This is a genomic window from uncultured Piscinibacter sp. (assembly GCF_937952055.1).
GTDB lineage: Bacteria > Pseudomonadota > Gammaproteobacteria > Burkholderiales > Burkholderiaceae_C > Piscinibacter.
This window is the reverse complement of sequence record NZ_CALFYO010000016.1, coordinates 63,850-89,212: the sequence shown is the minus strand read 5'-3', so window position 1 is coordinate 89,212 and position 25,363 is coordinate 63,850. Positions and strand designations below refer to the sequence as shown.

Below are 25,363 nucleotides of genomic sequence, written 5' to 3'. Positions count from 1 at the left end.
CATGAAGTCCGCCGCCCGGGGATGGTGGTGGCCGGCCGGGCTGTTCGCGCTGCCGCTGGTGATCTCGCTGGGGCTGGCCCTGCAGGGCGCCGCCGACGCAGCGGGCTGGGCGCAGCTGTTCGATGACCCGGCACTGCCGCCGGCGCTCGCACTCTCGGTGTGGGTCGGCGCGGTGGCCACTGCAGCGTCGCTGGCGCTGACCCTCGCCCTCGTCACCCACCTGCACGGCAGCGCCGCCTGGGCGCGCATCGAACGGGCGCTCGGCGCCTTGCTCGCCGTGCCGCACGCCGCCTTCGCGGTCGGCCTCGCGCTGCTGCTCGTGCCCAGCGGACTGCTGATGCGCGTGGTGGCGCCACTGGCCGGCTGGGACTCGCCGCCCGATCTCGCCACGGTGCACGATCCGTTCGGCCTCGCCCTGATCCTCGGCCTGGTGCTCAAGGAGGTGCCGTTCCTGCTGTGGAACGTCGCCGCGCAGTTGCGCCCGGTGGCGCAGGCCATGCAGCTGCGCCAGCAGCTGCAGGCTGGCCAGGCGATGGGCTATGCGTCACCGAGCGTCTGGTGGCGCGTGCTCTGGCCCCAGCTGCTGCCGCGCCTGGCGCTGCCGCTGCTGGCGGTGTGGGCCTATGGCGCCAGCGTGGTCGACATGGCGCTGGTGCTCGGGCCGACGCGCCCGCCGACGCTGGCGCAACTGGCCTGGCAATGGCTGCTCGACGCCGACGCCGCGACCAACGCGAAGGGCGCGGCGGCGGCCCTGCTGATCGCCCTGGTGGTGGCGGCCGGGGCCTTGCTGGCGGTGGCCGCCGCTCGCACGCTGCGCCCGTGGCTGCGCGCGCGCCAGTTGCGCGGCGACCGTCCCGTCCACGCACCGCTGGCCGGGCTGATGCGCCCGCTCGCCGGCAGCGGCGCGGTGCTCTATGTCGGCGTGCTGGCGCTGCTCGCGTTCGTCTCGGTGGCCAGCGTATGGAGCTTCCCGTCGCTGGTGCCGCAGACCGTGTCGAGCGACGCCTGGGCCATGGTGTTTCGCAGCCTGCCCACGCTGGGCAATACCGCGCTGATTGGCATCGCTGCCTCCTTCACCGGCCTGGCGCTCGCCATCGCGTGGATGGAAACCGCGCCGGCCGGCTGGGACCGCCGCGCCGCGCCGCTGGTCTTCGCCACCATGCTGGTGCCGGGCGTGCTGCTGGTCAGCGGCCTGTACCAGCTGATGCTGGGGCTGCGTCTGGACGGCCGCCTTGCCGGCCTGTGGATCGCGCACAGCCTGTTCTGCGCGCCCTATGCGCTGGTGGCGCTGGCGCCGGCCTACCGCGGTTTCGACGCGCGCTACGAGCTGACGGCGCGGGCGCTGGGCCGCTCGCGTGCCGCCCTGCTGTGGCGCATCAAGTGGCCGATGCTGCTCGCGCCAATGGCCTCGGCGGCGGCGGTGGGCTTCGCCGTCAGCGTGGCGCAGTACCTCAGCACGCAGTTCGTCGGCGCAGGGCGCCACGCCACCGTCACCACCGAGGCGCTCACGCTCGCCTCGGGCGGCCAGCGCACGCTGCTGGCCGCCTACGCGCTGCTGCAGGCGCTGCTGCCGGCGCTGGCCTTCGGTGCGGCCTGGTGGGTCGCGCGGCGGCAGGCGCGCCGGCTCGGCACGGAGGCGCCCTGATGCTCGAGCTGATCGACGTCGGCGTGGCCACGCCCCAGCGCACGCTGATCCGCGCGCTGTCGGCCCGCGTCGCGCCCGGCGAGGTGCTGGTGGTAATGGGCGAGAGTGGTTCGGGCAAGTCCTCTCTGCTGGCGTACCTGTGCGGCACGCTGGCGCCGGGGCTCACGGCGCAGGGCCGCGTGCGACTGGACGGCCGCGACATCGACGCGCTGCCGACAGCGCAGCGCCGCGTCGGCATCCTGTTCCAGGACGACCTGCTGTTCCCGCACCTGACGGTGATGGAGAACCTGCTCTTCGCGCTGCCCGCCGGGCCTGCCGCCGAACGCCGCGCGCGCGCCGAGGCGGCGCTGGCCGGCGCCGGCCTGGCCGGCTACGGGCCGCGAGCGCCGCACTCGCTGTCGGGCGGGCAGCGCTCGCGCGTGTCCGTGTTGCGCGCGCTGCTCGCCCAGCCGCAGGCGCTGCTGCTCGACGAGCCTTTCTCGCGGCTGGACATGGCCTTGCGCGAGCGATTCCGCGGCTTCGTGTTCGAGCGCCTGCGTGCGCAGCGCATCCCGGCCGTGCTGGTGACGCACGATGCGCACGACGTGCCGGCCGGCGCGCGCGTGATCCTGCTCGACGACGACGCCCGCGAGTCCGGCGATGCTTGACCGCTACGCGATCCGCTGGCTGCGTCCGGCGATGAATGCCGGCGCGAGTGGCCTGCAGCGCCTCGGCGTGCACGCGGACCAGGTGACCTGGGCGGGCTTCGTGCTCGGCGTGGCCGCCGCGGTGGCGATCGTGGCGCAGCAGTTCCTCGCCGGCCTCGCGCTGCTGCTGGCCAGCCGCGCGCTCGACGGACTCGACGGGGCGCTCGCGCGGCGCACCACGCCCACCGATCGCGGCGCCTTCCTCGACATCACGCTGGACTTCCTCTTCTATGCCGCCATCCCGCTTGCCTTCGCGCTGGCGGATCCGCGCGCCAACGCATTGGGCGCCGCGGTACTGCTCGCCGCCTTCGTCGGCACCGGCTCGACCTTCCTCGCCTACGCGGCGCTGGCGGCACAGCGCGGTCAGAAAAGCGTGGCCTATCCGACCAAGGGCTTCTACTATCTGGGCGGACTGACCGAAGCCACCGAGACGATCGCCTGCTTCGCGCTGATGTGTCTGTGGCCGCAGCACTTCGCGGCTTTCGCCTACGGCTTCGCGGTGCTGTGCGGGCTGACCATCGCCACGCGACTCGCCGCCGGCTGGCGCGGACTGCCGCCCTGAACGGACCCGAAGAAGAAGGACACGCATGGACCGCCGCAAGCTCCTCGTCATCGCCGTCGTGCTCGCGCTGGTCGCGGCCTACTTCGCCTTCGACCTCGGTCGGTTCCTCAGCCTGGAATTCGTCAAGCAGCGGCAGGCTGACTTCGCCGCGCTCTACGACAGCCGGCCGGCGCTGCTGATCGGCGCCTATTTCGCGCTGTACGTCGCGGTGACGGCGCTGTCGCTGCCCGGCGCGGCGATCATGACGCTGGCCGGCGGGGCGATCTTCGGCCTCGTCGTCGGCACGGTGGTGGTTTCCTTCGCCTCCAGCATGGGTGCGACGCTGGCCTTCCTCGCCTCGCGCTACGTGCTGCGCGACGGCGTGCGCTCGCGCTTCGGCGCGCGCCTGACCGACATCGACCGCGGCATCGCCAAGGAGGGCGGCTTCTACCTCTTCACGCTGCGGCTCGTGCCGCTGTTCCCCTTCTTCGTCATCAACCTGCTGATGGGGCTGACGACCATGAAGGCCTGGACCTTCTACTGGGTCAGCCAGATCGGCATGCTCGCCGGCACGCTGGTCTACGTGAACGCCGGCACGCAGTTGGCGAAGATCGACTCGCTGCAGGGCATCCTCTCGCCCGCGCTGCTCGGGTCCTTCGTGCTGCTCGGCGTGTTCCCGCTGATCGCGAAGAAGATCGTCGACGGCATCAGGGCGCGCAAGGTGTACGCGCGCTGGGCGAGCGTGAAGCCGAAGTCCTTCGACCGCAACCTCGTCGTCATCGGCGCCGGCGCGGCGGGTCTGGTGACGAGCTACATCGCCGCGGTGGTGAAGGCCAAGGTCACGCTGGTCGAGGGCCACAAGATGGGCGGCGACTGCCTCAACTACGGCTGCGTGCCGAGCAAGGCGCTGATCAAGACGGCGAAGCTGCTGCAGCAGATGCGCGAGTCGCGCAAGTACGGCATCGCCGGCGCCGTCGCGACGGTGGACTTCGCTCAGGTGATGGAGCGCGTGGCCGCGGTCGTGCGCGAGGTCGAGCCGCACGACTCGGTCGAGCGCTACAGCGGCCTGGGCGTCGACGTGGTGCAGGGCCGCGCGACGATCGTCAACCCGTGGACGGTGGAGATCGACCTCGGCGAGGGCCACAGCCGGACGCTGACCGCGCGCAGCATCGTGATCGCCACTGGCGCGACGCCCTTCGTGCCGCCACTGCCGGGGCTGGACGAGGTCGGCTTTCTCACCAGCGACACGCTGTGGGGCTTGCGCGACCTTCCTGCGCGACTGGTCGTGCTCGGCGGCGGGCCGATCGGCTGCGAGCTGGCGCAGGCCTTCGCGCGGCTCGGTTCACGGGTGACGCAGATCGAAATGGCGCCGCGCCTCATGATCCGCGAGGACGAGGACGTGTCCGCACTCGTGCGACAGGCGCTGCAGGACGACGGCGTGACGGTGCTGACCGGTCACAAGGCGCTGCGCTGCGAACGCGACGGAGATCGCCGCTTCATCGTCGTCGAGTCGGGCGGTGGGGAGCAGCGCATCGAGTTCGACCGGCTGCTGTGCGCCGTCGGCCGGGTGGCCCGGCTGAAGGGCTACGGGCTGGAGGAACTCGGTATCCCCACCGGCCGCACCATCGAGACCAACGAGTACCTCGAGACGATCTACCCCAACATCCTTGCCGCCGGCGACGTGGCCGGACCGTTCCAGTTCACGCACACCGCCGCACACCAGGCCTGGTACGCCTCGGTGAACGCGCTGTTCGGCAGCTTCCGGAGGTTCAAGGCCGACTACTCGGTGATCCCCTGGACCACTTTCGTCGACCCGGAAGTGGCGCGCGTCGGCCTCAACGAGCAGGAGGCGAAGGAGAAGGGCGTGGCCTTCGAGGTCACGACCTACGGCCTCGACGACCTCGACCGTGCCATCGCCGACAGCGCCGCGCACGGCTTCGTCAAGGTGCTCACCGTGCCGGGCAAGGACCGCATCCTCGGCGTGACCATCGTTGGCGCCCATGCCGGCGACCTGCTTGCCGAATACGTGCTGGCCATGCGCCACGGCCTGGGGCTGAACAAGATCCTCGGCACCATTCACACCTACCCAACGATGGCCGAGGCCAACAAGTACGCCGCCGGCGAATGGAAACGCAACCACCAGCCCACCAGACTGCTCGAATGGGTGGCGAGATACCACGCCTGGAGGCGCGCATGAAGACCCTGCTGCGAGGGCTGATCCTGCTGCTGGCGCTGTTCGGTGGTGCGGCGCAGGCCCAGTTCGACCACGGCTACGCGGCGTGGGATGCGCTGCTGAAGAAGCACGTGCGGTGGCTGCCCGATCAGAAGGGCAGCCGCGTCGACTACGCCGGCCTGCAGGCCGACCGGGCGGCGCTGCATCAGGTGCTGACGACGCTGTCGGCCGTGCCCCAGGCCGAGTTCGACGGCTGGACGAAGACGCAGCGCATGGCCTTCCTGGTCAACGCCTACAACGCGTTCACCGTCGAGCTGATCCTCACCAGGTACCCGGACCTGAAGTCGATCAAGGACCTGGGCTCCTTCATCCAGTCGCCGTGGAAGAAGAAGTTCTTCCGCCTGCTCGGGCAGGAGCGCCACCTCGACTGGATCGAGCACGAGCAGCTGCGTCCGCTCTACGCCGAGCCGCGCGTGCACGCCGCCGTGAACTGCGCCTCGATCGGCTGCCCGGCGCTGCGCTCGGAGGCCTTCACCGCTGCGACGCTGGAGGCGCAGCTCGAGGACGGCATGCGCCGCTTCCTGGCCGACCGCACGCGCAATCGCGTGCGCGAGGGCCGGCTCGAGGTCAGCGCGATCTTCAAGTGGTTCCGCGAAGACTTCGAGCAGGGATGGCGCGGCTGGCACAAGCTGGAGGACGTGTTCGCCAGCTACGCGGGCCAGCTCAGCGACGACGCGCAGACGCAGACCGCGCTGCGCGCGCGAAGCCTGCCGGTCGTGCACCTCGATTACGATTGGTCTCTCAACGCGCTGGGGCGCTGAGCGTCCCGAACCTTCCGACTTGTCCTTCCGTCCGCCTCTCGCAGCCGCCACGCTGCTTGCCGCCCTCGCCGTCGTGCCGGCGCGCGCGACGCTGCTGCAGCCGCTGATCGGCGCGGACGGCGAGCTTTCCTCAAGCTGGGAGGATGGGCGATTGCCGAAGCAGCGCCTGCCGGCGACGCGCTTTGGCATCGCCGAGCTCGGTGGGCAGCGCGCGCTGCGCATCGAGGCCGACGGCTCCTACGGGAACCTGGTGCACCGCCTGCGCACGGACGCGTTCGCCCTGATGCTGTCGTGGCGCTGGCGAGTGGAGCGCTTCGTCGCGCAGTCGAACCTGCGCCGCAAGGAGGGCGATGACAACGCCGTCAAGGTGTGCATGTTCTTCGAGCTGCCGCTGGCCGATGTCCCCTTCGTCGAGCGGCAACTGCTGCGCCTGGCGCGTTCGCGAAGCGGCGAAGAGCTTCCTTCGGCGACCGTCTGCTACGTCTGGGACCGGCTGCTGCCTGCCGGCACGGCGCTGGACAACCCCTACAGCCGGCGCGTGCGCTACCTCGTGCTGCAAAGCGGCGGGGCCGGCCGCTGGGCGAGCGAACGGCGCGACGTCGGTGCCGACTTCCTGCGCCTGTTCGGCGACGAGGCGGAACAGGTGCCGCCGGTGGTTGGCGTGGCCGTCGGCGCCGATGCCGACAACACGCGAGGCCACGGCCTCGCCGCCGTTGCCGACCTGGTGCTGGACCGATGAGGAAGCTGCTGCTTCTCGGCGGCGGCCACGCGCACCTGCAGGTGATGCGCGCCCTCGCCGCCGAGCCACTGCCGGCGGCCGAGGTCACGCTGGTCACGCCCTGGCCGCGGCTCACCTACTCGGGCATGGTGCCGGGCTTCGTCGCCGGCCACTACACGCTCGAGCAGTGCGGCGTGCCGCTCGCGCCGATGGCCGAGAGGGCCGGCGTGCGCCTCTTGCAGGCCAGCGCGACCGCCATCGACCTGGCTGCGCGCCGCGTGACGCTCGGTGATGGCCGCACGCTGTCCTACGACGTGCTCAGCCTGGACACCGGCGCCACGCAGGACCGCGACGCCATTGCCGGCGCCCGCGAGCATGGCCTGTTCGTGCGTCCGATCGAAGCGTTTGCGACCTTGTGGGAGCGCATGCTCGCGCTGGCTGCGCAGCGCGCCCTGTGCGTGGTGGTGGTGGGCGGCGGGGCGGCGGGGGTGGAACTGGCGCTGTCCATGCACCACCGCCTGGGCGATCGTTCGCACGTCAGTCTGGTCACCGGCGGCGGTCCGCCGCTGCCCAGCCATCCGACGGCGGTGCAGCGGCGTGCGCTGCATGCGCTGAAGCGCCGCAACGTGACGGTGCTGGAAGATGTCTGTGCCGAGCTGACGGCGACGCAGGCCGTGCTCGGCAGCGGCACGCGCGTGGCCTGCGATGCCGCCGTCATCGCGCTGCCCGCCTGCGCGCCGTCCTGGCTGCGCGACACCGGCCTCGCGCTGGACGAGTTCGGCTTCGTCACCACCGGGCCGACGCTGCAAAGCACCTCGCACCCCGAGGTGTTCGCCGCCGGCGACGTGTCGACGCGCCTGGACGCACCGCACCCGAAGAGCGGCGTCTACGCCGTGCGCGCCGGTGCACCGCTGGCGCTGAACCTGCGCCGCTGCCTCGCCGGCGGCCAGCTCGAGCCCTGGCGGCCGCAAGCGCGCGCGCTCAACCTGTTGGCCTGCGGCGAGAAATACGCCATCGCCAGCTGGGGTGGCTGGTCGGCCGAGGGCCGCTGGGTGTGGCGCTGGAAGGATCGCATCGACCGCGAGTTCATCAACGCCCATGGCGGCTCTGCCTGAGCGGCTGGGCCAGAATGCGGCATCCACCGCTTTGCAGGAGCACACCATGACCCACCGCCTCGCCGCCGCCGACGACGACAAGAAGGCCGACAACTCGCCGGGCCGCCTCGAGGAACAACTCGCCTTCAAGTCGCGCTACGTGCTGGTGTTCGGCGAGATCGACGACAAGCTGGCCCTGACGACCTGCCGGCGGCTGCTGGCGCTGTCGGAAGAGTCGGACGCGCCGATCACCATGCTGATCTCCTCGCCCGGCGGTCACGTCGAGTCGGGCGACGCCATCCACGACATGATCCGATTCGTGCGCGCGCCGGTCACCACGGTGGGCAGTGGCTGGGTGGCCAGCGCCGGGGCGCACATCTTCCTCGCCCCGCCGAAGGAGCGCCGCGTCTGCCTGCCCAACACCCGCTTCATGATCCACCAGCCGGCCGGCGGCGCCGGCGGCCAGGCCACCGACATCGCCATCCAGGCCAAGGAAATCCTGCGCACGCGCGAGCGCATTGCCCGCGTCATCGCCACACAGACCGGCCGGCCCTACGAGACGGTGGTATCGGACATGGAGCGCGACTTCTGGATGAGTGCGGACGAGGCGGTGAAATACGGCATCGCCTCGCGGGTCATCGAGCACCAGAAGGACCTGGCCTGACGCCGCCGCTGCGGCCCTCAGGCCGTGGCATGCAGCAGCGCCGAGAGCCGGTCGAGGTTCTGCTCGTTGCCCGGTACGGCGATGGGGGCGATGCGCCGGCAGGTCTCGGCGCTGTCGAAGCGCTGCCGCCAGCCCAGCGCGGTTCGTGCGCCGTGGTCGGTGAGGGTGATGGTCATCTCGAAGCGCGGCGCCGAGACATGCTCGAACACCAGCCGCTCGGCAGGCAACACCTCGACGAACAGGCTCTCGTTCGGGTGGTCCACGCCGTCGGGACCGTGCATCACGAAGCGCCAGGCGCCGCCCGGACGCAGCTCGAAGGTGTGAAAGGTGTTGGAGAAGCCCGTTGGCCCCCACCAGCGCGCCAGCAGCGTCGGGTCGGCAAAGGCCCGCCACACGCGAGGACGCGCCGCGGCGATCACCCGCGAGGTGACTAGCTCGCGATCGGCCATGCGCTCATGGCCAGGGCCTGGGTTGCCGCGCATGGGCGGCATGGTACTCCCGCCGCTCGCGTCGAGCCCCGGCGCGCCGAGGCTCGAATGCAACCAAAGCAAACAGCGCGATGCCCAGGCGTCAACCCGGCTGCGGACCCTCGTAGCCCTCGACGATGATCATGTCGATCACCGACGCGGGTGCGCGCAGCTTGACGGCGGCTTGGTAGTCCGGCGAATGCCAGCAGTCCAGCGCCGCCTGGTAGGACGGAAACTCGATGACGACGTTGCGGCTGCGTGCGCCGCCCTCCGGGTTCTCGTAGCGGCCGGCGCGCACGAGGAATTTCGCGCCGTGGCTGGCCAGCGGCGCGGCGTTGGCGGCGATGTAGGCCTTGTACTGCTCGGCATCGGTCACGTCGACGCGCGCGATCCAGTAGCCCTTGGGCATGTCGATCTCCTCGTCTCAGGGGGGACGGCGCAGCGTGTCCTGGAACGCCGCCACCTGGGCGCGGAACCACTCGCCATACAACTCGGGTGCGATGCCGATCACCTGCACCTCGATCGCGTCCGCCCCCAGCTCGGGAGAATAGTCGACGATCTGCACATTGCCGTCGCGGGCGAGTTCGCGGCCGTCGGGCGTCACCACGCGCAACGCCAGGTCGAGTTGCGAGCCATGCTGCGAGGCGAGCACTGCGGACTGAACGGCGGCGTAGGCCTCCTCGGGCAGGAAGAGCCCGGCGGCCACGCCCATGGGCGCATCGCCATGCTCCAGCGCGGAGCAGCCGATCCGGACAGGTCCGGCAAAGACTTCGAAGACTCGCATGGACTGCAGCGGTTGCCTCGCCGGCGATTGTGCGCGAAGTGGCGCCTCCGGCCTCAGGGGCAGCGCTTCTCGTCCGCGGCGCGGCGATACAGCGTGAATTCCGCGCCGGTGTCGATGTCGCGGTAGCGGTGCGTGCGCTGGTCGACGGCGACGATGTCGGTGCAATAGCGCTGGCCGGGCCGCAGCCAGAAGTTGTCGCTGGCGGACGTGACGACATAACACATGCGCCGGCCGCTCACGCCGACCACGCCCGCACCGCGGAAGGCGCGCGGGTCGTCGTCGGTGCGGCCGCAGGCCTCGAAGCTGCCGTCGGTGCTGAACTCGTCCCAGGCCCAGCAGCTGCGCCCGCCGTCGTTCGAGTTGCACCACAGTCCGTGCAGCCTGCGGTGCAGATCGTCGCCCGCGGGCAGGGGCGCGTGGGCACAGGACGCGACCAGCCAGAGGCTAAGGGCACCGAGCCACGGTTCCCGGCGCGCCGTGCCGCGCGCACTCATGCAGAGGCCGGCGGAGCAGGCCCGAGCCAGTCGTCGCGCAGCAGTCCGTAGAGCGCGGCGTCGCACAGCTCGCCCTTGGTGGCCCAGCGCTGGCGCAGCAGTCCTTCGCGCACGAAGCCGACGCGCTCAAGCAATCGCGCCGAGGCGACGTTGCGCGGGTCGACCGATGCCTCGAGCCGGCGCAGACCCAAGGTGCCGAAGGCGAACCCGACGAAGCCCCGCATGGCCTCGTGCATCAGCCCGGTTCCCCAGTGTGCGCGGCCGAGCACGTAGCCGAGCTCGGCGCGCGCGCTGGGCTCGTCGAAGCGGAACAGCAGGCAGCTGCCGACGACTCGCCGCAGCGCGTCGTGCACGATGACGAACTGTGCCGCGTCGCCGCTGGCCTGATGCGCTGCCATGCGATCGAACCAGGCGTCGCCGTCGGAGGCAGCCCGCCAGGTGGCGTAGGGCAGATAGCGGGTGACATCCTCGTCGGCGTTCACCGTGAACAGGTCCGGCAGGTCCTCGCGGCGCACGAGGCGCAGGGTCAGACGTGGCGTGCGGACCGTGGAATCGGCAGGAAGCTGCATGTCGGCGACAGCGCTCGGGCTGTGCAGGTGGGGGCGCCAGCATGGCGCGAAGGCGGCATTCCAACGCATCTGCCCGCGCTGCACAAGCCCAGTGAACCCCTCGGAGCCTGTCCGGTCGGGGCCGTACGCGATGGCCGAAGGCCGGCGCGCGCCGACGGGAGCCCGGCCAGCCGCCCGATCCATGGAACGCACCGGCGCGCGATGCCGGGCAGGGCGGTCCGAACGGCTCGCGCGCGACAGGTCGAGGACGTCGCGCATGGGGTCAGGCGTCTTCGGACGGTTCGTCTCGCCGCGCTGCCGGCGGGAAGTAGCACCATGCGGCCAGCACGGCCAGACCGAAGGCCGTGTAGACGAGGGTGAACACCCAGGTCGGCGCTTCGTAGTACAGCAGGCGCTGGACCCAGTGCTCGATGAAGCTGCCGCCGTACGTCGTGGCCCGCGCCTTCGCGCGCAGCCACATCTCCAGCGTGGTCAGCGGGCAGACCGCACCCAGCCAGGCCTGTGCAACCACCACCGCGATGGCCGCAAGGTGCGTGCAGCGGAACCACAGCCTGCCCGCCAGGCGCCAGTGGCGAAGACTGCCGACGACGATGAAGACCAGCCCCCCGACGACGAACAGGACGATGCCGAAGTGCAGCACCAGCACCGCATCGGCGAGCAACCCGTAGGGCAAGGCTTCGTTCATGGCAGTCGGCTGTCGGGCGGGAGGCCGTTCCTTCGTGGGCGAGTGGCTGCGCTTCCCCGCCGGCCCGCGGTGGTCGCGCCGTCCGGGCTCAGCAGGCGGCCGCCAGGCTGCGGCGGCCGCTGTTGCAGAGGCACAGCGGCAGGCCGTCGCGCGCATGGTGAAGCCGCTTGATCGGCGTGAAGATCGTTCCGGTGTCGAAGTCCTTCGGCAGTCCCGCATCGAGGATGTCCTGCTCGTCCTCGAGCATCGGCATGTGGACGGCGTCGGACATGGCGAGCGTCACCTCGATCTCGAACGACTGGCAAGGTCTGGGTTGCGGCGACCGTCAGCCGGTCAAGCAATGGAGCGGCATCACGGCGCGTCCCGGTTCGGTGGGCGCCGCGCGGGCCGCGGCAGGTCGGCATGAAGTGATGATAGGGGTGCGCTGGAAGCGCGACCACCTGGCGTTCATGCGCGCCGGACGCGGCGCAGCATGAAGAACTCGTCCCTCTCGACGTCGGCCTGCACGTGTTCGGCGGGGCTGGCCAGCGTGAAGCCGACCCGATGAAGCAGCCTGAACGAACGTTGATTCTGCTGCTTGAGCACCGCCGTCAGCAGGGTGACGCCGTAGTTCTGGATGAGTTCACCGATCATCGCCTGGACGGCCTGACGCGCCAGCCCTCGACCCCAGTACGCGCTGTTGAGCTCGTAGGCGATGGCCGCCCTGCCGCCGGGGTGGACGGTGGCCTGGACATAGCCGATGAGTTCTTTGCTGGGCAGCCGGATGACCCAGTTGAGCCACTGTTCCCGGCCGTTGGGCGACTGCCTCGACTCCAGCTCGGCGAAGCGCTCGCGCAGACCCGACGCGGATTGAGGCGGTTCGTTCTCATACTCGTAGATGGCCGGATCGCTGAGGACGACGAACATCTCCTCGGCATGTGCGGCAATCTGCGGTTCCAGCGTGAGACTGCCGATGAAGAGCGTTTGCATGCGCAACCCCATGCTTGCACCGAGCGCCGAACGCCGGGGCGGCGCCGGGACTGCGAGGCGGATGATGACATCGAGCTCCCCGCGGGCCAAGTGCCGTGCCCGCGCCTGTCGGCACGGGTGAAGCGCCCGGGAGTGTCGCGGTCTAGGATTCGAGGGCCCGGAAGATGAGCAGGCCGATTGGCGGGAGCATGGCAATCGCCAGTCCGATCAGCGTGGGGCGCAGAGTGCCCGTGCCACTGCGGCGGACGGAGGAGATGCCATGAGCGAGCAGCGCGATCACCGATGCGGCGGCCACGGGCATGGCGAGCAGCCCCATGAACGAGCCGCCACCGCGCGCCGCGAGGAAGACGACGATGTAGGCGTAGACCTGGACTGCCAGAGGCAGGACGACGATGATCAATGCTCGCATGGGCTCGACATGTCCTTGTCGTGGCGGAGGGGGCCTCCCGCCGGAAGTGTGGCAGCCTCTTGTCGAGGCGACTCCCCGTGCCACTCGTGGCGGGAGTCCGTTCGAGCGACAGACGGGGCCGCGTTGCCCCGACCTGCGCGCGCGCTGCCGCTGCCGTGAAGCTCCGGCACACAGGCCAGGGGATTGGCGAGGAACAGCCACCCCGTGGCCAATGCGGCCGGGATGGCGAGGAACCCGTACCGGCTGCCAGTGAGCCAGACGCCCGACGCCCCCAGCAGCGCGCCGAGCGCAAGCAATGCGATCAACGCCCAGAAGCGCAGGCTGATGCGCGGCGGAACCGAACGGCGGGCCAGGCGCACGAGCTGGAAGGATGCCAGAGCCAGGAGCAGGATCAGCCAGGCCCCGGCGGTGAGCAGCGCAAACGAGGAGAGATCGCTCCTGCCGCAGACGGCATCGAGGTATGCCGTCGTGCCGTCGCACCCGAAGGCGAGCAAGGCGAAGGCCACGGCCGGACCGAGGTGCAGGATCGTGATGCCATAGAGGAGCGCGCGAAGCATGGAGCCGATGTCCGAGAACAGCTGGCCGCGCGGTGCTGCGGCCTAGGGGTTGAGCCGAGGCGCGAGTGTCGTGGCGGTGCGCGCCCGCCCGATCGAAGGGAGGGCCCGCAGGCCGCCTGCACCTGCGGTGGCGGCCGCGCGGCGTCCGCGACGCAAGGGCGGTGTGGCGGGCATTGCCTGCGTGGTATGCACCAGACCCGCCTACTTGCAGTCCTGGAACTTGAGGCTCAGTTCGGAGAAGGTGAGCATCTCTTCCTGGGGCTGCTGGCGCGCGAAGTGAAAGTAGGCTCTCTGCCACTGCGCCTGGCTGGCGTTCTCCTTGAGCACCTTCATGACGCAGCCGCAGTAGCGTTCGGCCTTCTCCGCGCTTTCCATCCGGGCGCGCCCCGTCCGCTTGCAGCCGACCTCGAGGCCGGTCTGATACGTCGCGATCTGCTCGGACGTGACGTCTTCGGGCTTCTCCTGGGCTTGCGCGAGCAGCGGCAGGAGAATCGTGAGCGCGTGGAGTCGTCTCATGGTGGTTCTGCGGCGCAATGTCAGTGTCTGCGATGGAAGATGAATGCCGGGCCCGCGCGAGTCGCCTGGCGCGAAGGACGCGGGCACTTTCGCCGCGGGATCCGAGGCTAGCGGCCGCGACGCCGGCCGAACTGGAGGACGCGGGCCTGATCTTCGCTCAGCCAGCACGAATAGGCCACAGGTCCCGAGAAGACACCGTGTGGCGTCTTGGCGTCCACCGTCAGGTCATATCGATGGGCAGACAAGGGCTGGCCGGCGTACTGGACGACTTCCGCGACACGCTGCCCCAGCGGCTGAACCCGGGCGCTCTGCGGCTCCGGCGTGCCGACCGCGCCGGTCGCCGTGGCCGCACAAAGATCGAAGCCTGAAAGGCCCGGCGCTTTGTCTGGTGCGGCGCCTTGATGCAGCCGTGCCGGCCTGGCGTCCGTGGCGCAAGGTGTCTGGCTGTAGGTGTTGCCGCACCGGTACATCTGCTGCGCGCTCGTGGATGGCACCAGGGCGAAGACGGCCAGAAGCCAGACGGCGAGAGCTCTCATGCGGGGGATGGCCTGGCTGGACACGCGGGAACTCTACCTCGGCACGCCGAGCGGTCCGCGCGACTGAGGCCGATGCGCATGGCTGGACCGTACGCGCCCGTTCGAGCGACGGATCAGCCGTCGCCTTTGTGCCGCGCCAGGCGACTCGCCGGCCACGATCCATGCCCGTGTGGGTCCAGGCCGGACGCTCGCGCTGCCGAAGCCGGGCCACCCGCCCGCCAGCCGTGACGGGTCAGAGGCAAAAGAGAGCTCGGCTCGCGACATCTGAGCCGTACACTTGTGCGACCCGTCACCAACGTGGAGCAGGTCATGACCCTCTGTCCGATTGCCGTGGTCGTCGGCTGCAAGAAGTGCCCCGCGTTCACCGTGTGTCCGCTGAAGGGGGTCATTGGCGACGACCGGCCCGCCGACGAGAAGCCGCCGAAGCCTGCGGCCGACAGCCCGGGGAAGAAGAAGTCGAAGTGACTGCCTGCGAAGGGATGGCGTGCTCGCCTGACGTCTGAGCGCGATGGCGCCCGGTTCGGGCGATGGATGATGACCGTGCACACCTCGCCGGCCAAAGACCCGCGCGGTGCGTCGCCGCGCGAGCCCGGCCTGGGGTGATCCGCTTCGGCGCATCGGTTCAGTGGCCTGCGCGAAGCAAGGCCACCAGGGCAGGAAAGAGGACGAGCAGGCCGAGCCCAACGACCAGGAGATTGCCCGTGGCAGGGTTGAAATCCTGAAGTGCCTTGCTCCACGATCGCCGCAGGAGCAGCCTGCCCATCGCCAGGTCGAACGCGGCCATGAACAATGCCAGGCAGAGGCCGAGGAGCAGGTGTTCCTCGATCGTGGCGAGGCCGATGCCGGGCACCAGCAGGTAGCAGACGGCGAAGGCCAGCAGTGAGCCGGAGACGATGCTCAGCTTGAGCGCCAGCGCCTTCCCCACTCTCGGGACCAGCAGCACCGTGCGGGCGATGCCGTGCAGCGTCTCGGTGCCCGCAAGCACAACGCAGAGCGAGAGCACGCGAATGACCGTGTCGGTGCTCATGCCGTGCCCCGCGCCTGGCTCGACGTTCGTGCGAGTCGGCCTGCGGCCCGCCGCCGCACTGCCGGCCGGATGAAGGGCGAAGCGACGTCACTCGGCTGCGCACGAGCTGTCGACTTCTTCCTTCCGATGGGCACGACGTGCGTGGGTGTCTGCCCCGCGTTCTCGCCGATGTGCGGCTGCTCTTCCGACCACGGCACGTCGCCGGCTTCGAACTCGCGCATGAGGTCCTTTCCGTCGGGGAGCGTGATCGATCTCGTCACACGTCCCAGGGCGTGCCGGACGAAGGGGACCCCGGCATCCTGGGCTTGGGCCGGGCTGGCCAGAGGGCATGACGCGATGGTGAAGCGATATGGGGTCATTCACGGACGCCTCGCGGTGAACGGGTGGGTCAGCGACGCCCTCGGTTCCGGCAAGCAGCGCCGTTTGCCTGCATGATGAGCCAATCGGCCTGTGGCGCTCAAGCTCGAACCATGCCGTGGCGAGTCGGCTCGAGCGTGGTCTCGGACGTCTGTCGACAAGGGCTTCCATCCCGTATACCGCAGGGAGGGCGAAGGGAAGGCGGGGCCCTCACCGGGTCGGCGGCGTCGTGGGTGCCGGGCGAGCGGAAGCCCTGCGAGGTCGACCGAAGAGGACGCGCAGCTCATCCTTCGCCGCCTCGAGCCGGGCCAACTGCTGCTCGGGGAGTTGGGCCCCCGCTCGATTGATGTAGAAGGTCAGCATCGACATGGCCGACTGGAACGGGGCCGCCTTCCTGCGGCAGCTGGCGTCTGCCGACGACTTCAAGGAGGCCGCGATCGCGCGCGGATCTTCCCATGTGAAGACACCTGGTTCGAGATCCAGCGCATGGCTCTCCTGCGTGACGCGCCGGGACCATAGCGCCTGTGACCTGGGTCGGGGAGGGTGTCGCCGAGGCGGCGCCATGTCGTTCTCGGACGTGCCTGGCGGAGGATCACGCGGGTCGACGGGGGCTGGACGCCCGGGCCGGGAACGCCACTGTCCCGGCGTATCCGCTTGAACGACAGGACCGGCCGCCGTCTGCGCTCATAGTGCACACGCAGACGTCCGGCGCGACCGATGGCGCCACCTCGCGCCACTGCTCGGCATGGGGCATCGGCGTCACTCCTTGGCAGAGACGGTCTTCTTGTATCTCGCCATCGCCAAGACCGCAAGGCCGAGCAACACCACGGAGGGCACCTCAATGGAGAACGCGCCGATCGCGAACGTCCCGGCGGCGAACACGCCCACCGAGCAGTCGCCTGCCGCAACGATGCCCGCTGCGAAGTCGCTTGCAGCAGACGGGTTCGACGCGAGTTGGCCAGCCGGTAGGGTCCGAGCCACGACGCCGATGGCTCGCAGGCGGGCCGTCACTGCGGCCGCGGCGACGGGCGATGCTGCTGGCCTTCGGGGTCCCACTGGGTGGCCCAGGCCGCAAGCGGCCCCAGCGCAAGCAGGAGTTCCTGGCCGGCCGGAGTGAGCAGGTAACCCTCGCCCAGATGCGCGATGAGGCCGACGGCGCGCAGTTCGCCGAGACGGGTGTTCAGCAGGCTGGGATTCGTCTCGGCCGCCTGCTGAAGCGCGCGGAACGTCATCGGCGCTCCTTCCCGCAGCTCCCAGAGAACGCGAAGCGCGCTGCGTCGACCCAGCAGGTCGAGCGCCACCATGATGGGGCGACCGCTTCGCGAACCACGCACTGGACGCCCTACCTGGGGCGAAGGCGCTTTACTTTTCATAGCGCTGCCTCTACGATGCTATTGAAACTATAGCGACAAGGAACCATGACAGCACGCATTGCCCCGGCGGTCACGCCATTCAGCGAGGACATCCAGGCATGGCTCAGCAGAACCATGCCGGACGGCCTGCCTCCGCTCGTTCTCTTCACGACGCTGGCCAGGGACGAGAGGCTGTTCAAGAAGTTCTTCGCGGGCGGACTGCTCGACCGCGGGCACCTGACGCTGCGTCAGCGCGAGATCGTGATCGACCGGACAACCGCACTCTGTCGCTCGGAATACGAGTGGGGGGTTCACGTCTCGCTTTTCGGGCGTCGTGTCGGACTCACGGCGCAGCAGCTTCGATCGCTGGTCCATGGCAATGCCAGCGATGAGTGCTGGAGCGACGAGGAGCGACTGCTGCTGCGGCTGTGCGATGAACTCCACGCGTCCAGCGCGCTGACCGATGCGTCGTGGGATGAACTCCGGGCAATGTTCACTGAAGAAGCATTGCTGGAACTGCTGCTGCTCGCCGGCTTCTACCGCACGGTCAGCTATCTCACGAATGCCCTGAAGCTTCCGTTGGAGCCGTTCGGCGCACGCTTCCCCGAACCGAACCCGAGGCGAGAGGGCGAACCCTCTCGCCAGCCCGGCGACGACGAAGCTGCGCCCGGGATGCGGAGCCCATCCTGAGCCAGGCTGCCCCGCGGCCCCGGCGGCCTCCCGCCGGAGCGGCTGCAAGGCTCCTCGCAGCGCGCGGCTACTCGACCTTGGCGGCACGCAGCCGCAAGGCATTGCCGATCACGCTGACCGAGGACAGTGCCATCGCGGCCGCGGCCACCACCGGCGAGAGCAGCAGCCCGAAGAACGGATAGAGCACGCCGGCGGCGAGCGGGATGCCGGCGACGTTGTAGGCGAAGCTCAGGAAGAGGTTCTGCCGGATGTTGCGCATGGTCGCGCGCGACAGGGTGCGCGCACGGACGATCCCCAACAGGTCGCCCTTGAGCAGGGTGATGCCCGCGCTCTCCATGGCGACGTCGGTCCCCGTGCCCATGGCCACGCCGATGGTGGCCTGGGCGAGCGCCGGCGCGTCGTTGACCCCATCACCGGCCATGGCGACGACGCGGCCCTCGGACTGGAGCCGCTTGACCACCGCGGCCTTGTCCTCCGGGAACACCTCGGCAACCACCTCGTCGATGCCAAGCTCGCGGCCGACGGCCTCGGCGGTGGTCTTGCCGTCCCCCGTCAGCATGACGACGCGCACGCCCACGGCCCTGAGCGCCTGCAGAGCTTGAGGGGTCGTCGCCTTGATGGGGTCGGCAATCGCCACGAAGCCGGCCAGCTTGCCGCCGATGCCCACGAAGATGACCGTGGCGGCTTTCGTGCGTTGCCCTTCCGCCAACGCGGCGAGGCTGGCCGTGTCGATGGCATGCTCGGCGAGGAACTTGGCGCTGCCCGAGACGACGAGTCGGCCGTCGACGCTGCCGACGACGCCCTTGCCGACCGGCGAGTCGAAGTCGGTGACCGGTGCGAGTGCAAGCCCGCGCTCCTGCGCGTCCATGACGATGGCCATGGCCAACGGGTGTTCGCTGGCCCGCTCGACGCTCGCGAGCTTGTGCAGCACGTCGTCTGCGGAAAATCCGGGGGCAGGTTCGATGTGGACGACCTTCGGACGCCCCTCGGTCAGCGTGCCCGTCTTGTCGACCACCAGCGTGTCGACCTTCTCCATCTTCTCCAGCGCCTCGGCGTCGCGGATGAGCACACCATGCTGCGCACCCTTGCCGACGCCGACCATGATGGACATCGGCGTGGCCAGGCCCAGCGCACAGGGGCAGGCGATGATGAGCACCGCGACCGCGGTGATGAGCGCGTAGCTGAACGCGGGCGTCGGCCCCCACACCAGCCAGGCGAGGAACGTCAGGATGGCGACGAGGATGACCACCGGCACGAACCAGCCCGCGACCTGGTCGGCCATGCGCTGAATCGGGGCGCGGCTGCGCTGCGCGGCGGCGACCATGTGGACGATCTGGGAGAGCAGGGTGTCGGCGCCGACTTTCTCGGCGCGCATCACGAACCCGCCCGTCTGGTTCAGCGTGCCGGCCGTGAGTTTCGAGCCGACAGACTTGGCCACGGGAATCGGTTCGCCCGTCACCATCGACTCGTCGACATTGCCCTTGCCCTCGGTCAGTTCGCCATCGACCGGCACCTTCTCGCCAGGACGCACGCGCAGCAAGTCACCGACCTGGATGCCGTCGACCTGCACGACCTCGTCCGTCCCGTCGGCGTGGACCCTGACCGCTGTCTTCGGCGCCAGCCCCAGCAGCGCCTTGATGGCTCCCGAGGTCTTCTCCCTCGCCCTCAGCTCGAGCACCTGCCCGAGCAGCACCAACACCGTGATGACCGCGGCGGCCTCGAAGTAGACCGCCACCGCGCCGTCTTCGCCACGCAGGGCGGGCGGGAACAGGCCCGGCACCAGCGTCGCGACGATGCTGTAGAGCCAGGCTGCGCCGGTGCCCAGCGCAATCAGCGAGAACATGTTCAGGCTGCGGTTCTTCACCGACGCGACCGCGCGGGTGAAGAACGGCCAGCCCGCCCACAGAACGACCGGCGTGCCCAGCAGCAGCTGCGCCCAGTTGGAAGTCTGCTGCGCGATGAGGTGGTGGATGTCGAAGAGATGCCCGCCCATCTCGAGCGCGAACAGCGGCAAGGTCAGTGTGGAGCCGATCCAGAACCGTCTCGTCATGTCCCGCAGTTCGGGACTCTCGCCCTGCTCGGCCGTCGCCAGCACCGGTTCCAGCGCCATGCCGCAGATGGGGCACTGGCCTGGCCCCATCTGCCGCACCTGCGGGTGCATCGGGCAGGTGTACTCGACCTGGCTCTGGTCACCGGTGGCGGCAGGTTTGGCTGCCCCCGAGGCGTGCGCGTGGTGACTGTGGTCGTGGTGCGCAGGGACCGAATGGTCGTGCGCCGGCCCCTTCATCACCGTGCCGTCGGGCATCACATGAGTGCCAGCGGCTCCATGCTGGTGATGCGCGTGGTCGTGGGTCGTGCTGCTGTTCGGCATGGCGCTCTCCTGTTGCTGTAGGACAGTCTCGACCTTCCCATCACTGGAAGGTCAAGGGCGCGCAATCAAGCGGCGGGGAAGACTACCATCCACGGGCCGAGCGCGGCCAAGCCAGCTCAGCATAGCCAGAACAATGCCCGTTCCCGCCGCAGGGTCAGGCCGACACCGAGCACGACGGCTCCGCGCCTCGTAGCCCACTGTCCGCCCGCATGTGGCCACCAGGCCGTGCGCTCTTGTCATGGCCGCGGCGACTGCTCCTTCGGCTGCTCGCGGCCGTGGTGTCCGTGGAACAGATGCGTCAGCAGGCAGGCCAGAACGAACAGCCAGCGAATGGCCTGCGTCACGTGCGTCAGATGCTCGGTGAGCAGGCAGTCGTTGCCGACAAGTGCCGGCGACCCGCCTGAAGATGCACATCGGAGGTCGCCAGCGCGATGGGACTGAGGACGGCGCAGGGTCCATGACGCGGCGGCGAGGGTCGGCTTCGAACTGGGGTGGCGGTCCGTCGTGGCTCGGTTCGCCGATCGAATGGACTCTGCGGCCGTCGGGCTCGGTCACGCGCTGGAGTCGAGGCGCCGGCACATGGCCGTGCGAACGGAAGAAGGGCCAGCGCCTCTACGGCCTGAACGGTCCGCACTTCGGTTCCGGACTGCGAATCGGGTTGCACTTGTCGAACGCTTCGGCCTGGATGCCGCCGCCCACGGTTCGAAAGGCGCCGAAGCACTCCTGGCTTTCGCGAAAGAGCCGCCACCAGGTCGGGCAGTCCGCGGACTCCGTGACTGCCTGGGCAGGACGCTTGGTGGCCACAGGAAGGGGGGCGGCAGAGCCCGGAACCGGAGGCGGGGCGACGGCGCGCCGCCTTGCAGCCTCGTCGGCAAGCGCGTTCTCCTTGGCTGCGCGTTCTTCCGCTTCCTGCCTCCGCTGCGGTGACACCTGGTACGCGCCCGAGTCGACTCGCGTGGCCGACCTCTTGTGCTTCTCGGGCACGACATCGGACACATGCGTGCGTCCGTTCTCGTCGACCCAGCGATAGATGACGGTCGCGCCTGCGGCAACGGGCGCTGCCAGCAAGGCGCAGGCGACCAGGGTTCGGATCGGGGCGGAACGACGCGGCATGTGTCGGGGCGGCCAAGGTTTGAGTTCAGGGGCAGCGAGATCGATCGATTCCTGCGCCGACAAGAAGAGGATGCAGGCAGGGGGCATGGACGCGCGACCCGGGAGGCTGCGGTCCTGACTCACGGTGCCCTCCCCGGTCCCCAGATCCGTACGGGGGAAGGGTCAGACATCGCCGCGCATCGCGCCGCGAACGGCCCAGGCCCTCGCGCGCAGCGAGATGGTTCCGGCCGATGCCGTCGGCAATGCGGCCTTCAGTGTGTCCCTCAGCATGGCACGTTGTCCTTCGGGAAGCGACATCGCATAGGCTGGCGCGGGCCCCTGTCCGCCCAGAAAGGGACGCCAGTAATCGTCGAAGTCGGCAAACTCCGCCGTGGTGTCGAGCCCGGTCGTTTCCACGCCTGCCAATCCGGCGTCGACGAAAGCCGCCTTCAGCGCCGCCGGATTGCACATGGGGAAGCGAGCCCCTTCGTGGAGCTGAGCGGCCGCCGGATCAAGGTCGGCCGCGACGTCCCAGAATCTGCGGATGACCTCCATGCCATCGGCGTAGTCCCAGACATAGGCGGCGATGGTTCCGCCGTGGCCCGTGACCCGCTTCATCTCCGACAGGGCGTCCGTCAAAGCCGGCACGAAGTTCAGCACGAGTCCCGAGACGACGACGTCGCAGGATCCGCCCTCCAGCGGGAGCGCCGCCGCGTTTCCAGTCAGGAAGCGTGCCTTGCCACCGAGGTTCTGGACCGCCAGCTTGACGAATCCCTCCGAGGGTTCGACGCCCACCACGCTGGCGGGGGCGCAATGGTCAAGGATGGCAGCGGACAACGCACCGGTGCCGCATCCGACATCCAGCCACCGCTGGCCGGCGGGCCGATCCAGCCACGCCAGGAAGAGCGGGGCGATCCTTCGACTCCAGCGGCCGATGTACTGCTCGTACGGGCTGCCGCGTTCCCAGGTGTCTGAAACTTGCGTGGCGTTCATGGGTTGTTACCTCCGCGCTGCCTGACGGTTGGGCCGCGAGGCCAGGGCTGCACCGATGGCGGCCTGTCTCCTGCGAAGGGTCAGGCGTCCTTCCGGTGCCGATCGGTCAGAGCCGCTTGTGTGACACCGCGATGGCAGGCGGCTGAGCCAGGGTCTGAAAGACGACGCAGTAGCGCTCGGTCAGGCGCAACAGCGTCGCCACTTGTTCCTCCGTGCACTGGGTCTCCAAATCGAACCGCAGCCGGATGCTCCGGAAGCCGACCGGCGCCTCCTTGGACACGCCGAGCGTGCCACGGACGTCGAGATCACCCTCCGCGTGCACGGTGGCCGACGACAGCTTGATCTCCAGGGCGGTGGCCACTGCATTGAGGGTCACGCCTGCGCAGGCGACCAATGCCTGGAGCAACATGTCTCCGGAACAGGCGCTCAGTCCGGAGCCGCCGGTGGCAGGGTGCAGGCCGGCTTCGACGAATGCCTTGCCGGCCTCGACGCTGCAGGTCACGCCCTCTCCGACGGTGCCCTGGGCGCGAAGCGTGATGACGGCAGCTTCGGGCGTTCCGCGGTAGCGTTCCTTGAGGGGAGCTTGAAGACGGCGCAATTCGTCCGGACTCATCATGGCGACGCACTCCTGAGCACTGTATGACGCCTGTCGTCTTGTCCGAGCCGAGGGCGGCGGCAGGAGGTTCGGCCCGCTGGTCGAATGATGAACCACGCTGGCCGTCGAGCCAAGTGCCCTGCCGGCGCGAGTCCCGTCGAGCGAAGTCCTGAGCCTCGCGGGCCGCTGCGCCGCACGCGCACGGCACGCCTAGGTGATGGGCAGTTCGCGAAACCATCGTGCCCACGAGACCCAGGCACTCGTCCGGGGCGCAAAGAACCAGAGCACGAGCACCGCCGCGTAGGTCGCAGCGAAGCGCGCGAACACCCGGCGTTCGGTCGAGAGGGTCGGAAGCGACCGGTACAACGCGGCCAGCATCGCGCATTCCAGGCCGAATGTGATGAGCTGGTAGTGCCAGAACTCGGGGAGCTCGACGACGTAGAAGGCCAGGAACCGCCCCACCACGGGGTCCACGAGCAGGAGCGCCGTGCACGCCATGAAGCGGGCGTGCAGCCGGGGGCTCCTGCGATGCAGCAGCGCCAGCGAGTAGGCGGCGGCAAAGAGGAGCGCGGCCGAGAGCGGGAGAAAAAGCGTGTAGGCCTCTCGCTCGAACGTCGCCGTGTCCATCCGCGAGAAGCGGTAGTGGGCAAGGACCACGCTGGACAGAGCGAACAACGGCGCCAGGAGGTAGGCCAGGCGACCGGCCAGACGATGAAGCTGGAACTGGTGCGCCTTGATGAACAGGGCCTGGACGAGCAGCAGAACCAGCCAGATCGCTCCAGCGACCGCGTGAAAGTGCGCATAGGCCCCGAGGGACGCGAATGGCCTGGAGAGATAGGTCGGCCAGAACGCGACGAGCGACAGCAGCAGGAGGACCGAGGAGCCAGCTGCGAGGGTGGATGGCAAGGTACGCATCTGCAAGGGCCTGCGATCGATCTGCGCGGGAACGTCGTGGTGGATGGACGGCCTCGCTCAACGCATCCCGGAAGCCAGCTGAATGCTTTCGCCGGCGACCATGAACTTGCCGTACCCGCGGTGGTGAAGCGTGCGACGATCTCTGATGCTTGGGTCGACCCACGCAGCCACGACCTCGAGGACGAACTGTTCGTACCGCCGCACGAACCTCGTGTCGGCGACACTGCACTCGAGGCTGGCGAAGCAGTCATCGAGCAACGGGGCGGCCACTTGTTTCGCCGGACTGCGAGACAGCCCAAACCTGCTGAACGTGTCGATCTCGGCGCCGCTGCAGTTGCCACAGCCGACGACCTGCAACGCGAGTTCCACCGTGGGGATGTTCAGAACGCACTCCCTGGATGCCCGAAGCAGCTTCTGCGAGTGATTGCGGGCACTGACGACACAGGCCGCCCGCGGAGGCTCGAACTCCAGCATGGCGTGCCACGTCATGGGCATCACGTCGCAGGCGCTGCGATGGGCGGTGGTCATCAGCAGGACCGGGCCCGGCTCGAGCAGGCTGTAGACCCTGGACAGAGGAAAGCGCCTCTTCGCCATTCACAGAAGGACTGCGAAGTCGACGGCGAGGGCGAAGACGCCTCCAAAGCGCCGGAAGCCAAACATGCCCAAGGTGTACTCCTGCGACCGCCGCCAGCGCGGCTGGTCGACAGTCTATGTCGAAGCCGAACCCGTCAGCGCCGGCGCGTAGCCTTCCCGACTGCCTTGGTCGCGATGCCTAGCGTGGCGGATCGGCCGGATGCCATGTGCAACGCGGCGACTCCGGGTGTCGGCGGCGCGCCACTCCGGGACAGGCTGGCGCCGCGAGGCAGTGCGCGCCCTGCTAAGAGTTTGGTAATGCGGCCGCGGGACACTGCATCTGCACGGACTCCAAAGGACAGCGCAATGGACGCAGACTTGAAATTCTTCTGGCTCGACTGGGCTCGCGTGGCGCTGGCGGCGCTGATGCCGGTCGTGTTCGTCGCATTCACCGCGATCCCGTTCTCGCTGGGTGGACACCCGGGGGAACTGGTCGCTCGCACGGTGCAGAGTGACGGGCACATGACGTGAACCTCGCGCAGTCCGGCGCGGACCGTTCGAGCTGAGTCGCGCGGGCCAGGTGCCACACCAGTGCGAGTCGGCTCCCACAGGTCGGGCGTCAGTGCGGTTCACTTGCCAGGCGGTGCCAGATTCGCGCCGCCGGCGGCCAGCAACTCTCGAAGCACCGAGCGATGGCAGTGCGACTCGTCTTCGCAGTAGCAGCCGACGGAGAAGTCGGTCTGGTGCGACAGCGCGGCGAGCAGGGCGAGAGCGTGCGTGTTCTCCGGGGTGGCCATTTCTGCGCGGTACTTCCTGACGAAGGTGGCCCACTCGGCAGGGGTAGAGGCCTGCTGTCCCAGCTTCATGGTCTCGACGCTGGGCGCCAGGTTGGGGAACCAGACGTCGTACCAGTTCTGGCGCGCGAAGTCAGCCTTGGGCACGCCACGAGGCGGTCGGCGGACGGTGCCGATGCGCAGCCCCTCGTTCGCTGCGCGCGGCGTGCCGAGCCGAATGACGCGAACCACCATGGAAGACTCCTTGGGCGCTGAAGGTTCGAACTGGGCGCCGCC

At 69.4% G+C, this 25,363-nt stretch carries 36 protein-coding genes; 12 read left to right on the top strand and 24 right to left on the bottom strand.

What is annotated here, in order from left to right:
* Position 1 precedes the first annotated feature (1 nt).
* Genes Q0599_RS06580 through Q0599_RS06545 form a run of 8 tightly spaced genes read left to right on the top strand, consistent with a single transcriptional unit; the run spans position 2 to position 8,342 of the window.
* Complete coding sequence (locus tag Q0599_RS06580; protein ID WP_298827373.1) at positions 2–1,645, top strand: ABC transporter permease subunit; 1,644 nt, start codon at positions 2–4, stop codon at positions 1,643–1,645.
* Entirely contained in the window at positions 1,645–2,292 is a 648-nt protein-coding gene (locus Q0599_RS06575) for an ATP-binding cassette domain-containing protein (protein ID WP_298827369.1), read from the top strand. Before Q0599_RS06580 ends, Q0599_RS06575 begins: the two co-directional genes overlap by 1 nt.
* Positions 2,285–2,893: a CDP-alcohol phosphatidyltransferase family protein gene (locus tag Q0599_RS06570; RefSeq protein WP_298827367.1), complete on the top strand. Its 609-nt coding sequence runs from the start codon at positions 2,285–2,287 to the stop codon at positions 2,891–2,893. Before Q0599_RS06575 ends, Q0599_RS06570 begins: the two co-directional genes overlap by 8 nt.
* 25 nt (positions 2,894–2,918) lie before the next feature.
* Positions 2,919–5,069 (top strand): FAD-dependent oxidoreductase, encoded by a 2,151-nt coding sequence (locus Q0599_RS06565; protein WP_298827364.1) that lies wholly within the window; start codon positions 2,919–2,921, stop codon positions 5,067–5,069.
* A complete protein-coding gene (locus tag Q0599_RS06560) occupies positions 5,066–5,866 on the top strand; it encodes a DUF547 domain-containing protein (RefSeq protein ID WP_298827361.1) in 801 nt (266 codons plus the stop codon). The genes Q0599_RS06565 and Q0599_RS06560 overlap by 4 nt, the downstream gene beginning before the upstream one ends.
* Positions 5,867–5,885: 19 nt before the next feature.
* The gene (locus Q0599_RS06555; protein WP_298827358.1) at positions 5,886–6,605 is read left to right on the top strand and encodes a DUF3047 domain-containing protein; all 720 of its coding nucleotides are present in this window, start codon (positions 5,886–5,888) and stop codon (positions 6,603–6,605) included.
* Complete coding sequence (locus tag Q0599_RS06550; RefSeq protein WP_298827355.1) at positions 6,602–7,699, top strand: FAD-dependent oxidoreductase; 1,098 nt, start codon at positions 6,602–6,604, stop codon at positions 7,697–7,699. Before Q0599_RS06555 ends, Q0599_RS06550 begins: the two co-directional genes overlap by 4 nt.
* Positions 7,700–7,745: 46 nt before the next feature.
* A complete protein-coding gene (locus Q0599_RS06545) occupies positions 7,746–8,342 on the top strand; it encodes an ATP-dependent Clp protease proteolytic subunit (RefSeq protein ID WP_298827353.1) in 597 nt (198 codons plus the stop codon).
* Between the two features lie 17 nt (positions 8,343–8,359).
* On the opposite strand, the gene Q0599_RS06540 is transcribed toward Q0599_RS06545, so the two are convergent.
* From Q0599_RS06540 to Q0599_RS06510, 7 genes are all read right to left on the bottom strand, one after another.
* A complete protein-coding gene (locus Q0599_RS06540; protein WP_298827351.1) occupies positions 8,360–8,791 on the bottom strand; it encodes an SRPBCC family protein in 432 nt (143 codons plus the stop codon).
* A 121-nt stretch (positions 8,792–8,912) separates the two neighbouring features.
* Positions 8,913–9,218: a DUF1330 domain-containing protein gene (locus Q0599_RS06535; protein ID WP_298827350.1), complete on the bottom strand. Its 306-nt coding sequence runs from the start codon at positions 9,216–9,218 to the stop codon at positions 8,913–8,915.
* 15 nt (positions 9,219–9,233) lie between these two features.
* Entirely contained in the window at positions 9,234–9,593 is a 360-nt protein-coding gene (locus Q0599_RS06530) for a hypothetical protein (protein WP_298827347.1), read from the bottom strand.
* A 53-nt stretch (positions 9,594–9,646) separates the two neighbouring features.
* Positions 9,647–10,087 carry a hypothetical protein gene (locus tag Q0599_RS06525; RefSeq protein WP_298827345.1) on the bottom strand — a complete coding sequence of 147 codons (441 nt, stop codon included), beginning with the start codon at positions 10,085–10,087 and terminating at the stop codon, positions 9,647–9,649.
* Positions 10,084–10,914: a GNAT family protein gene (locus Q0599_RS06520; RefSeq protein WP_298827343.1), complete on the bottom strand. Its 831-nt coding sequence runs from the start codon at positions 10,912–10,914 to the stop codon at positions 10,084–10,086. Before Q0599_RS06520 ends, Q0599_RS06525 begins: the two co-directional genes overlap by 4 nt.
* Positions 10,915–10,918: 4 nt before the next feature.
* Positions 10,919–11,341, bottom strand: coding sequence for a DUF2784 domain-containing protein (locus Q0599_RS06515; RefSeq protein WP_298827341.1), 423 nt, complete (start codon positions 11,339–11,341; stop codon positions 10,919–10,921).
* 88 nt (positions 11,342–11,429) lie between these two features.
* Positions 11,430–11,612, bottom strand: coding sequence for a hypothetical protein (locus Q0599_RS06510; protein WP_298827339.1), 183 nt, complete (start codon positions 11,610–11,612; stop codon positions 11,430–11,432).
* Between Q0599_RS06510 and Q0599_RS06505 the strand changes: the two genes are divergently transcribed.
* The gene (locus Q0599_RS06505; protein WP_298827336.1) at positions 11,611–11,817 is read left to right on the top strand and encodes a hypothetical protein; all 207 of its coding nucleotides are present in this window, start codon (positions 11,611–11,613) and stop codon (positions 11,815–11,817) included. The two genes, Q0599_RS06510 and Q0599_RS06505, sit on opposite strands and share 2 nt — an antisense overlap.
* On the opposite strand, the gene Q0599_RS06500 is transcribed toward Q0599_RS06505, so the two are convergent.
* The 5 genes from Q0599_RS06500 to Q0599_RS06480 form a co-directional block, all read right to left on the bottom strand.
* A complete protein-coding gene (locus Q0599_RS06500; protein ID WP_298827334.1) occupies positions 11,789–12,310 on the bottom strand; it encodes a GNAT family N-acetyltransferase in 522 nt (173 codons plus the stop codon). The two genes, Q0599_RS06505 and Q0599_RS06500, sit on opposite strands and share 29 nt — an antisense overlap.
* Positions 12,311–12,452: 142 nt before the next feature.
* Positions 12,453–12,710 carry a hypothetical protein gene (locus Q0599_RS06495; protein ID WP_298827331.1) on the bottom strand — a complete coding sequence of 86 codons (258 nt, stop codon included), beginning with the start codon at positions 12,708–12,710 and terminating at the stop codon, positions 12,453–12,455.
* Entirely contained in the window at positions 12,707–13,276 is a 570-nt protein-coding gene (locus Q0599_RS06490) for a hypothetical protein (RefSeq protein ID WP_298827328.1), read from the bottom strand. The genes Q0599_RS06495 and Q0599_RS06490 overlap by 4 nt, the downstream gene beginning before the upstream one ends.
* 201 nt (positions 13,277–13,477) lie before the next feature.
* Positions 13,478–13,792 carry a hypothetical protein gene (locus tag Q0599_RS06485; RefSeq protein ID WP_298827324.1) on the bottom strand — a complete coding sequence of 105 codons (315 nt, stop codon included), beginning with the start codon at positions 13,790–13,792 and terminating at the stop codon, positions 13,478–13,480.
* Positions 13,793–13,899: 107 nt separating this feature from the next.
* On the bottom strand, positions 13,900–14,352 hold the full coding sequence (locus Q0599_RS06480) for a hypothetical protein (protein WP_298827321.1): 453 nt from the start codon (positions 14,350–14,352) through the stop codon (positions 13,900–13,902).
* A gap of 285 nt (positions 14,353–14,637) precedes the next feature.
* On the opposite strand from Q0599_RS06480, the gene Q0599_RS06475 reads away from it, so the two are divergent.
* Positions 14,638–14,793, top strand: coding sequence for a hypothetical protein (locus Q0599_RS06475; protein ID WP_298827319.1), 156 nt, complete (start codon positions 14,638–14,640; stop codon positions 14,791–14,793).
* Positions 14,794–14,950: 157 nt separating this feature from the next.
* Here the strand turns inward: Q0599_RS06475 and Q0599_RS06470 are convergent, their stop codons facing one another.
* The 4 genes from Q0599_RS06470 to Q0599_RS06455 all read right to left on the bottom strand — a co-directional run bounded on the left by Q0599_RS06470 (position 14,951) and on the right by Q0599_RS06455 (position 17,016).
* On the bottom strand, positions 14,951–15,355 hold the full coding sequence (locus tag Q0599_RS06470) for a hypothetical protein (RefSeq protein WP_298827317.1): 405 nt from the start codon (positions 15,353–15,355) through the stop codon (positions 14,951–14,953).
* A 567-nt stretch (positions 15,356–15,922) separates the two neighbouring features.
* A complete protein-coding gene (locus tag Q0599_RS06465; RefSeq protein WP_298827315.1) occupies positions 15,923–16,276 on the bottom strand; it encodes a DUF3175 domain-containing protein in 354 nt (117 codons plus the stop codon).
* A 195-nt stretch (positions 16,277–16,471) separates the two neighbouring features.
* Positions 16,472–16,723 (bottom strand): hypothetical protein, encoded by a 252-nt coding sequence (locus tag Q0599_RS06460; protein ID WP_298827313.1) that lies wholly within the window; start codon positions 16,721–16,723, stop codon positions 16,472–16,474.
* A complete protein-coding gene (locus tag Q0599_RS06455) occupies positions 16,720–17,016 on the bottom strand; it encodes a transcriptional regulator (protein ID WP_298827311.1) in 297 nt (98 codons plus the stop codon). The genes Q0599_RS06460 and Q0599_RS06455 overlap by 4 nt, the downstream gene beginning before the upstream one ends.
* A gap of 114 nt (positions 17,017–17,130) precedes the next feature.
* Here Q0599_RS06455 and Q0599_RS06450 point away from each other — a divergent pair, with 114 nt between their 5' ends.
* Positions 17,131–17,754 carry a carboxymuconolactone decarboxylase family protein gene (locus tag Q0599_RS06450; RefSeq protein ID WP_298827308.1) on the top strand — a complete coding sequence of 208 codons (624 nt, stop codon included), beginning with the start codon at positions 17,131–17,133 and terminating at the stop codon, positions 17,752–17,754.
* A gap of 67 nt (positions 17,755–17,821) precedes the next feature.
* Here Q0599_RS06450 and Q0599_RS06445 read toward each other — a convergent pair whose 3' ends face one another.
* The 7 genes from Q0599_RS06445 to Q0599_RS06415 all read right to left on the bottom strand — a co-directional run bounded on the left by Q0599_RS06445 (position 17,822) and on the right by Q0599_RS06415 (position 24,314).
* The gene (locus Q0599_RS06445) at positions 17,822–20,059 is read right to left on the bottom strand and encodes a copper-translocating P-type ATPase (RefSeq protein WP_298827426.1); all 2,238 of its coding nucleotides are present in this window, start codon (positions 20,057–20,059) and stop codon (positions 17,822–17,824) included.
* 302 nt (positions 20,060–20,361) lie between these two features.
* Positions 20,362–20,493 carry a DUF2933 domain-containing protein gene (locus Q0599_RS06440; RefSeq protein WP_298827421.1) on the bottom strand — a complete coding sequence of 44 codons (132 nt, stop codon included), beginning with the start codon at positions 20,491–20,493 and terminating at the stop codon, positions 20,362–20,364.
* A 244-nt stretch (positions 20,494–20,737) separates the two neighbouring features.
* A complete protein-coding gene (locus tag Q0599_RS06435; protein WP_298827305.1) occupies positions 20,738–21,325 on the bottom strand; it encodes a DUF4124 domain-containing protein in 588 nt (195 codons plus the stop codon).
* 75 nt (positions 21,326–21,400) lie between these two features.
* Entirely contained in the window at positions 21,401–22,210 is an 810-nt protein-coding gene (locus Q0599_RS06430) for a class I SAM-dependent methyltransferase (RefSeq protein WP_298827303.1), read from the bottom strand.
* A 106-nt stretch (positions 22,211–22,316) separates the two neighbouring features.
* Positions 22,317–22,826 carry an OsmC family protein gene (locus Q0599_RS06425; protein ID WP_298827300.1) on the bottom strand — a complete coding sequence of 170 codons (510 nt, stop codon included), beginning with the start codon at positions 22,824–22,826 and terminating at the stop codon, positions 22,317–22,319.
* 189 nt (positions 22,827–23,015) lie between these two features.
* Complete coding sequence (locus Q0599_RS06420) at positions 23,016–23,726, bottom strand: hypothetical protein (RefSeq protein ID WP_298827297.1); 711 nt, start codon at positions 23,724–23,726, stop codon at positions 23,016–23,018.
* Positions 23,727–23,777: 51 nt separating this feature from the next.
* Positions 23,778–24,314, bottom strand: a complete 537-nt coding sequence (locus tag Q0599_RS06415; protein ID WP_298827295.1) for a flavin reductase family protein — start codon at positions 24,312–24,314, stop codon at positions 23,778–23,780.
* 345 nt (positions 24,315–24,659) lie between these two features.
* Between Q0599_RS06415 and Q0599_RS06410 the strand changes: the two genes are divergently transcribed.
* Positions 24,660–24,824: a hypothetical protein gene (locus Q0599_RS06410; RefSeq protein ID WP_298827292.1), complete on the top strand. Its 165-nt coding sequence runs from the start codon at positions 24,660–24,662 to the stop codon at positions 24,822–24,824.
* 98 nt (positions 24,825–24,922) lie between these two features.
* Here Q0599_RS06410 and Q0599_RS06405 read toward each other — a convergent pair whose 3' ends face one another.
* Positions 24,923–25,321 carry a DUF488 domain-containing protein gene (locus Q0599_RS06405; RefSeq protein WP_298827290.1) on the bottom strand — a complete coding sequence of 133 codons (399 nt, stop codon included), beginning with the start codon at positions 25,319–25,321 and terminating at the stop codon, positions 24,923–24,925.
* Positions 25,322–25,363 lie beyond the last annotated feature (42 nt).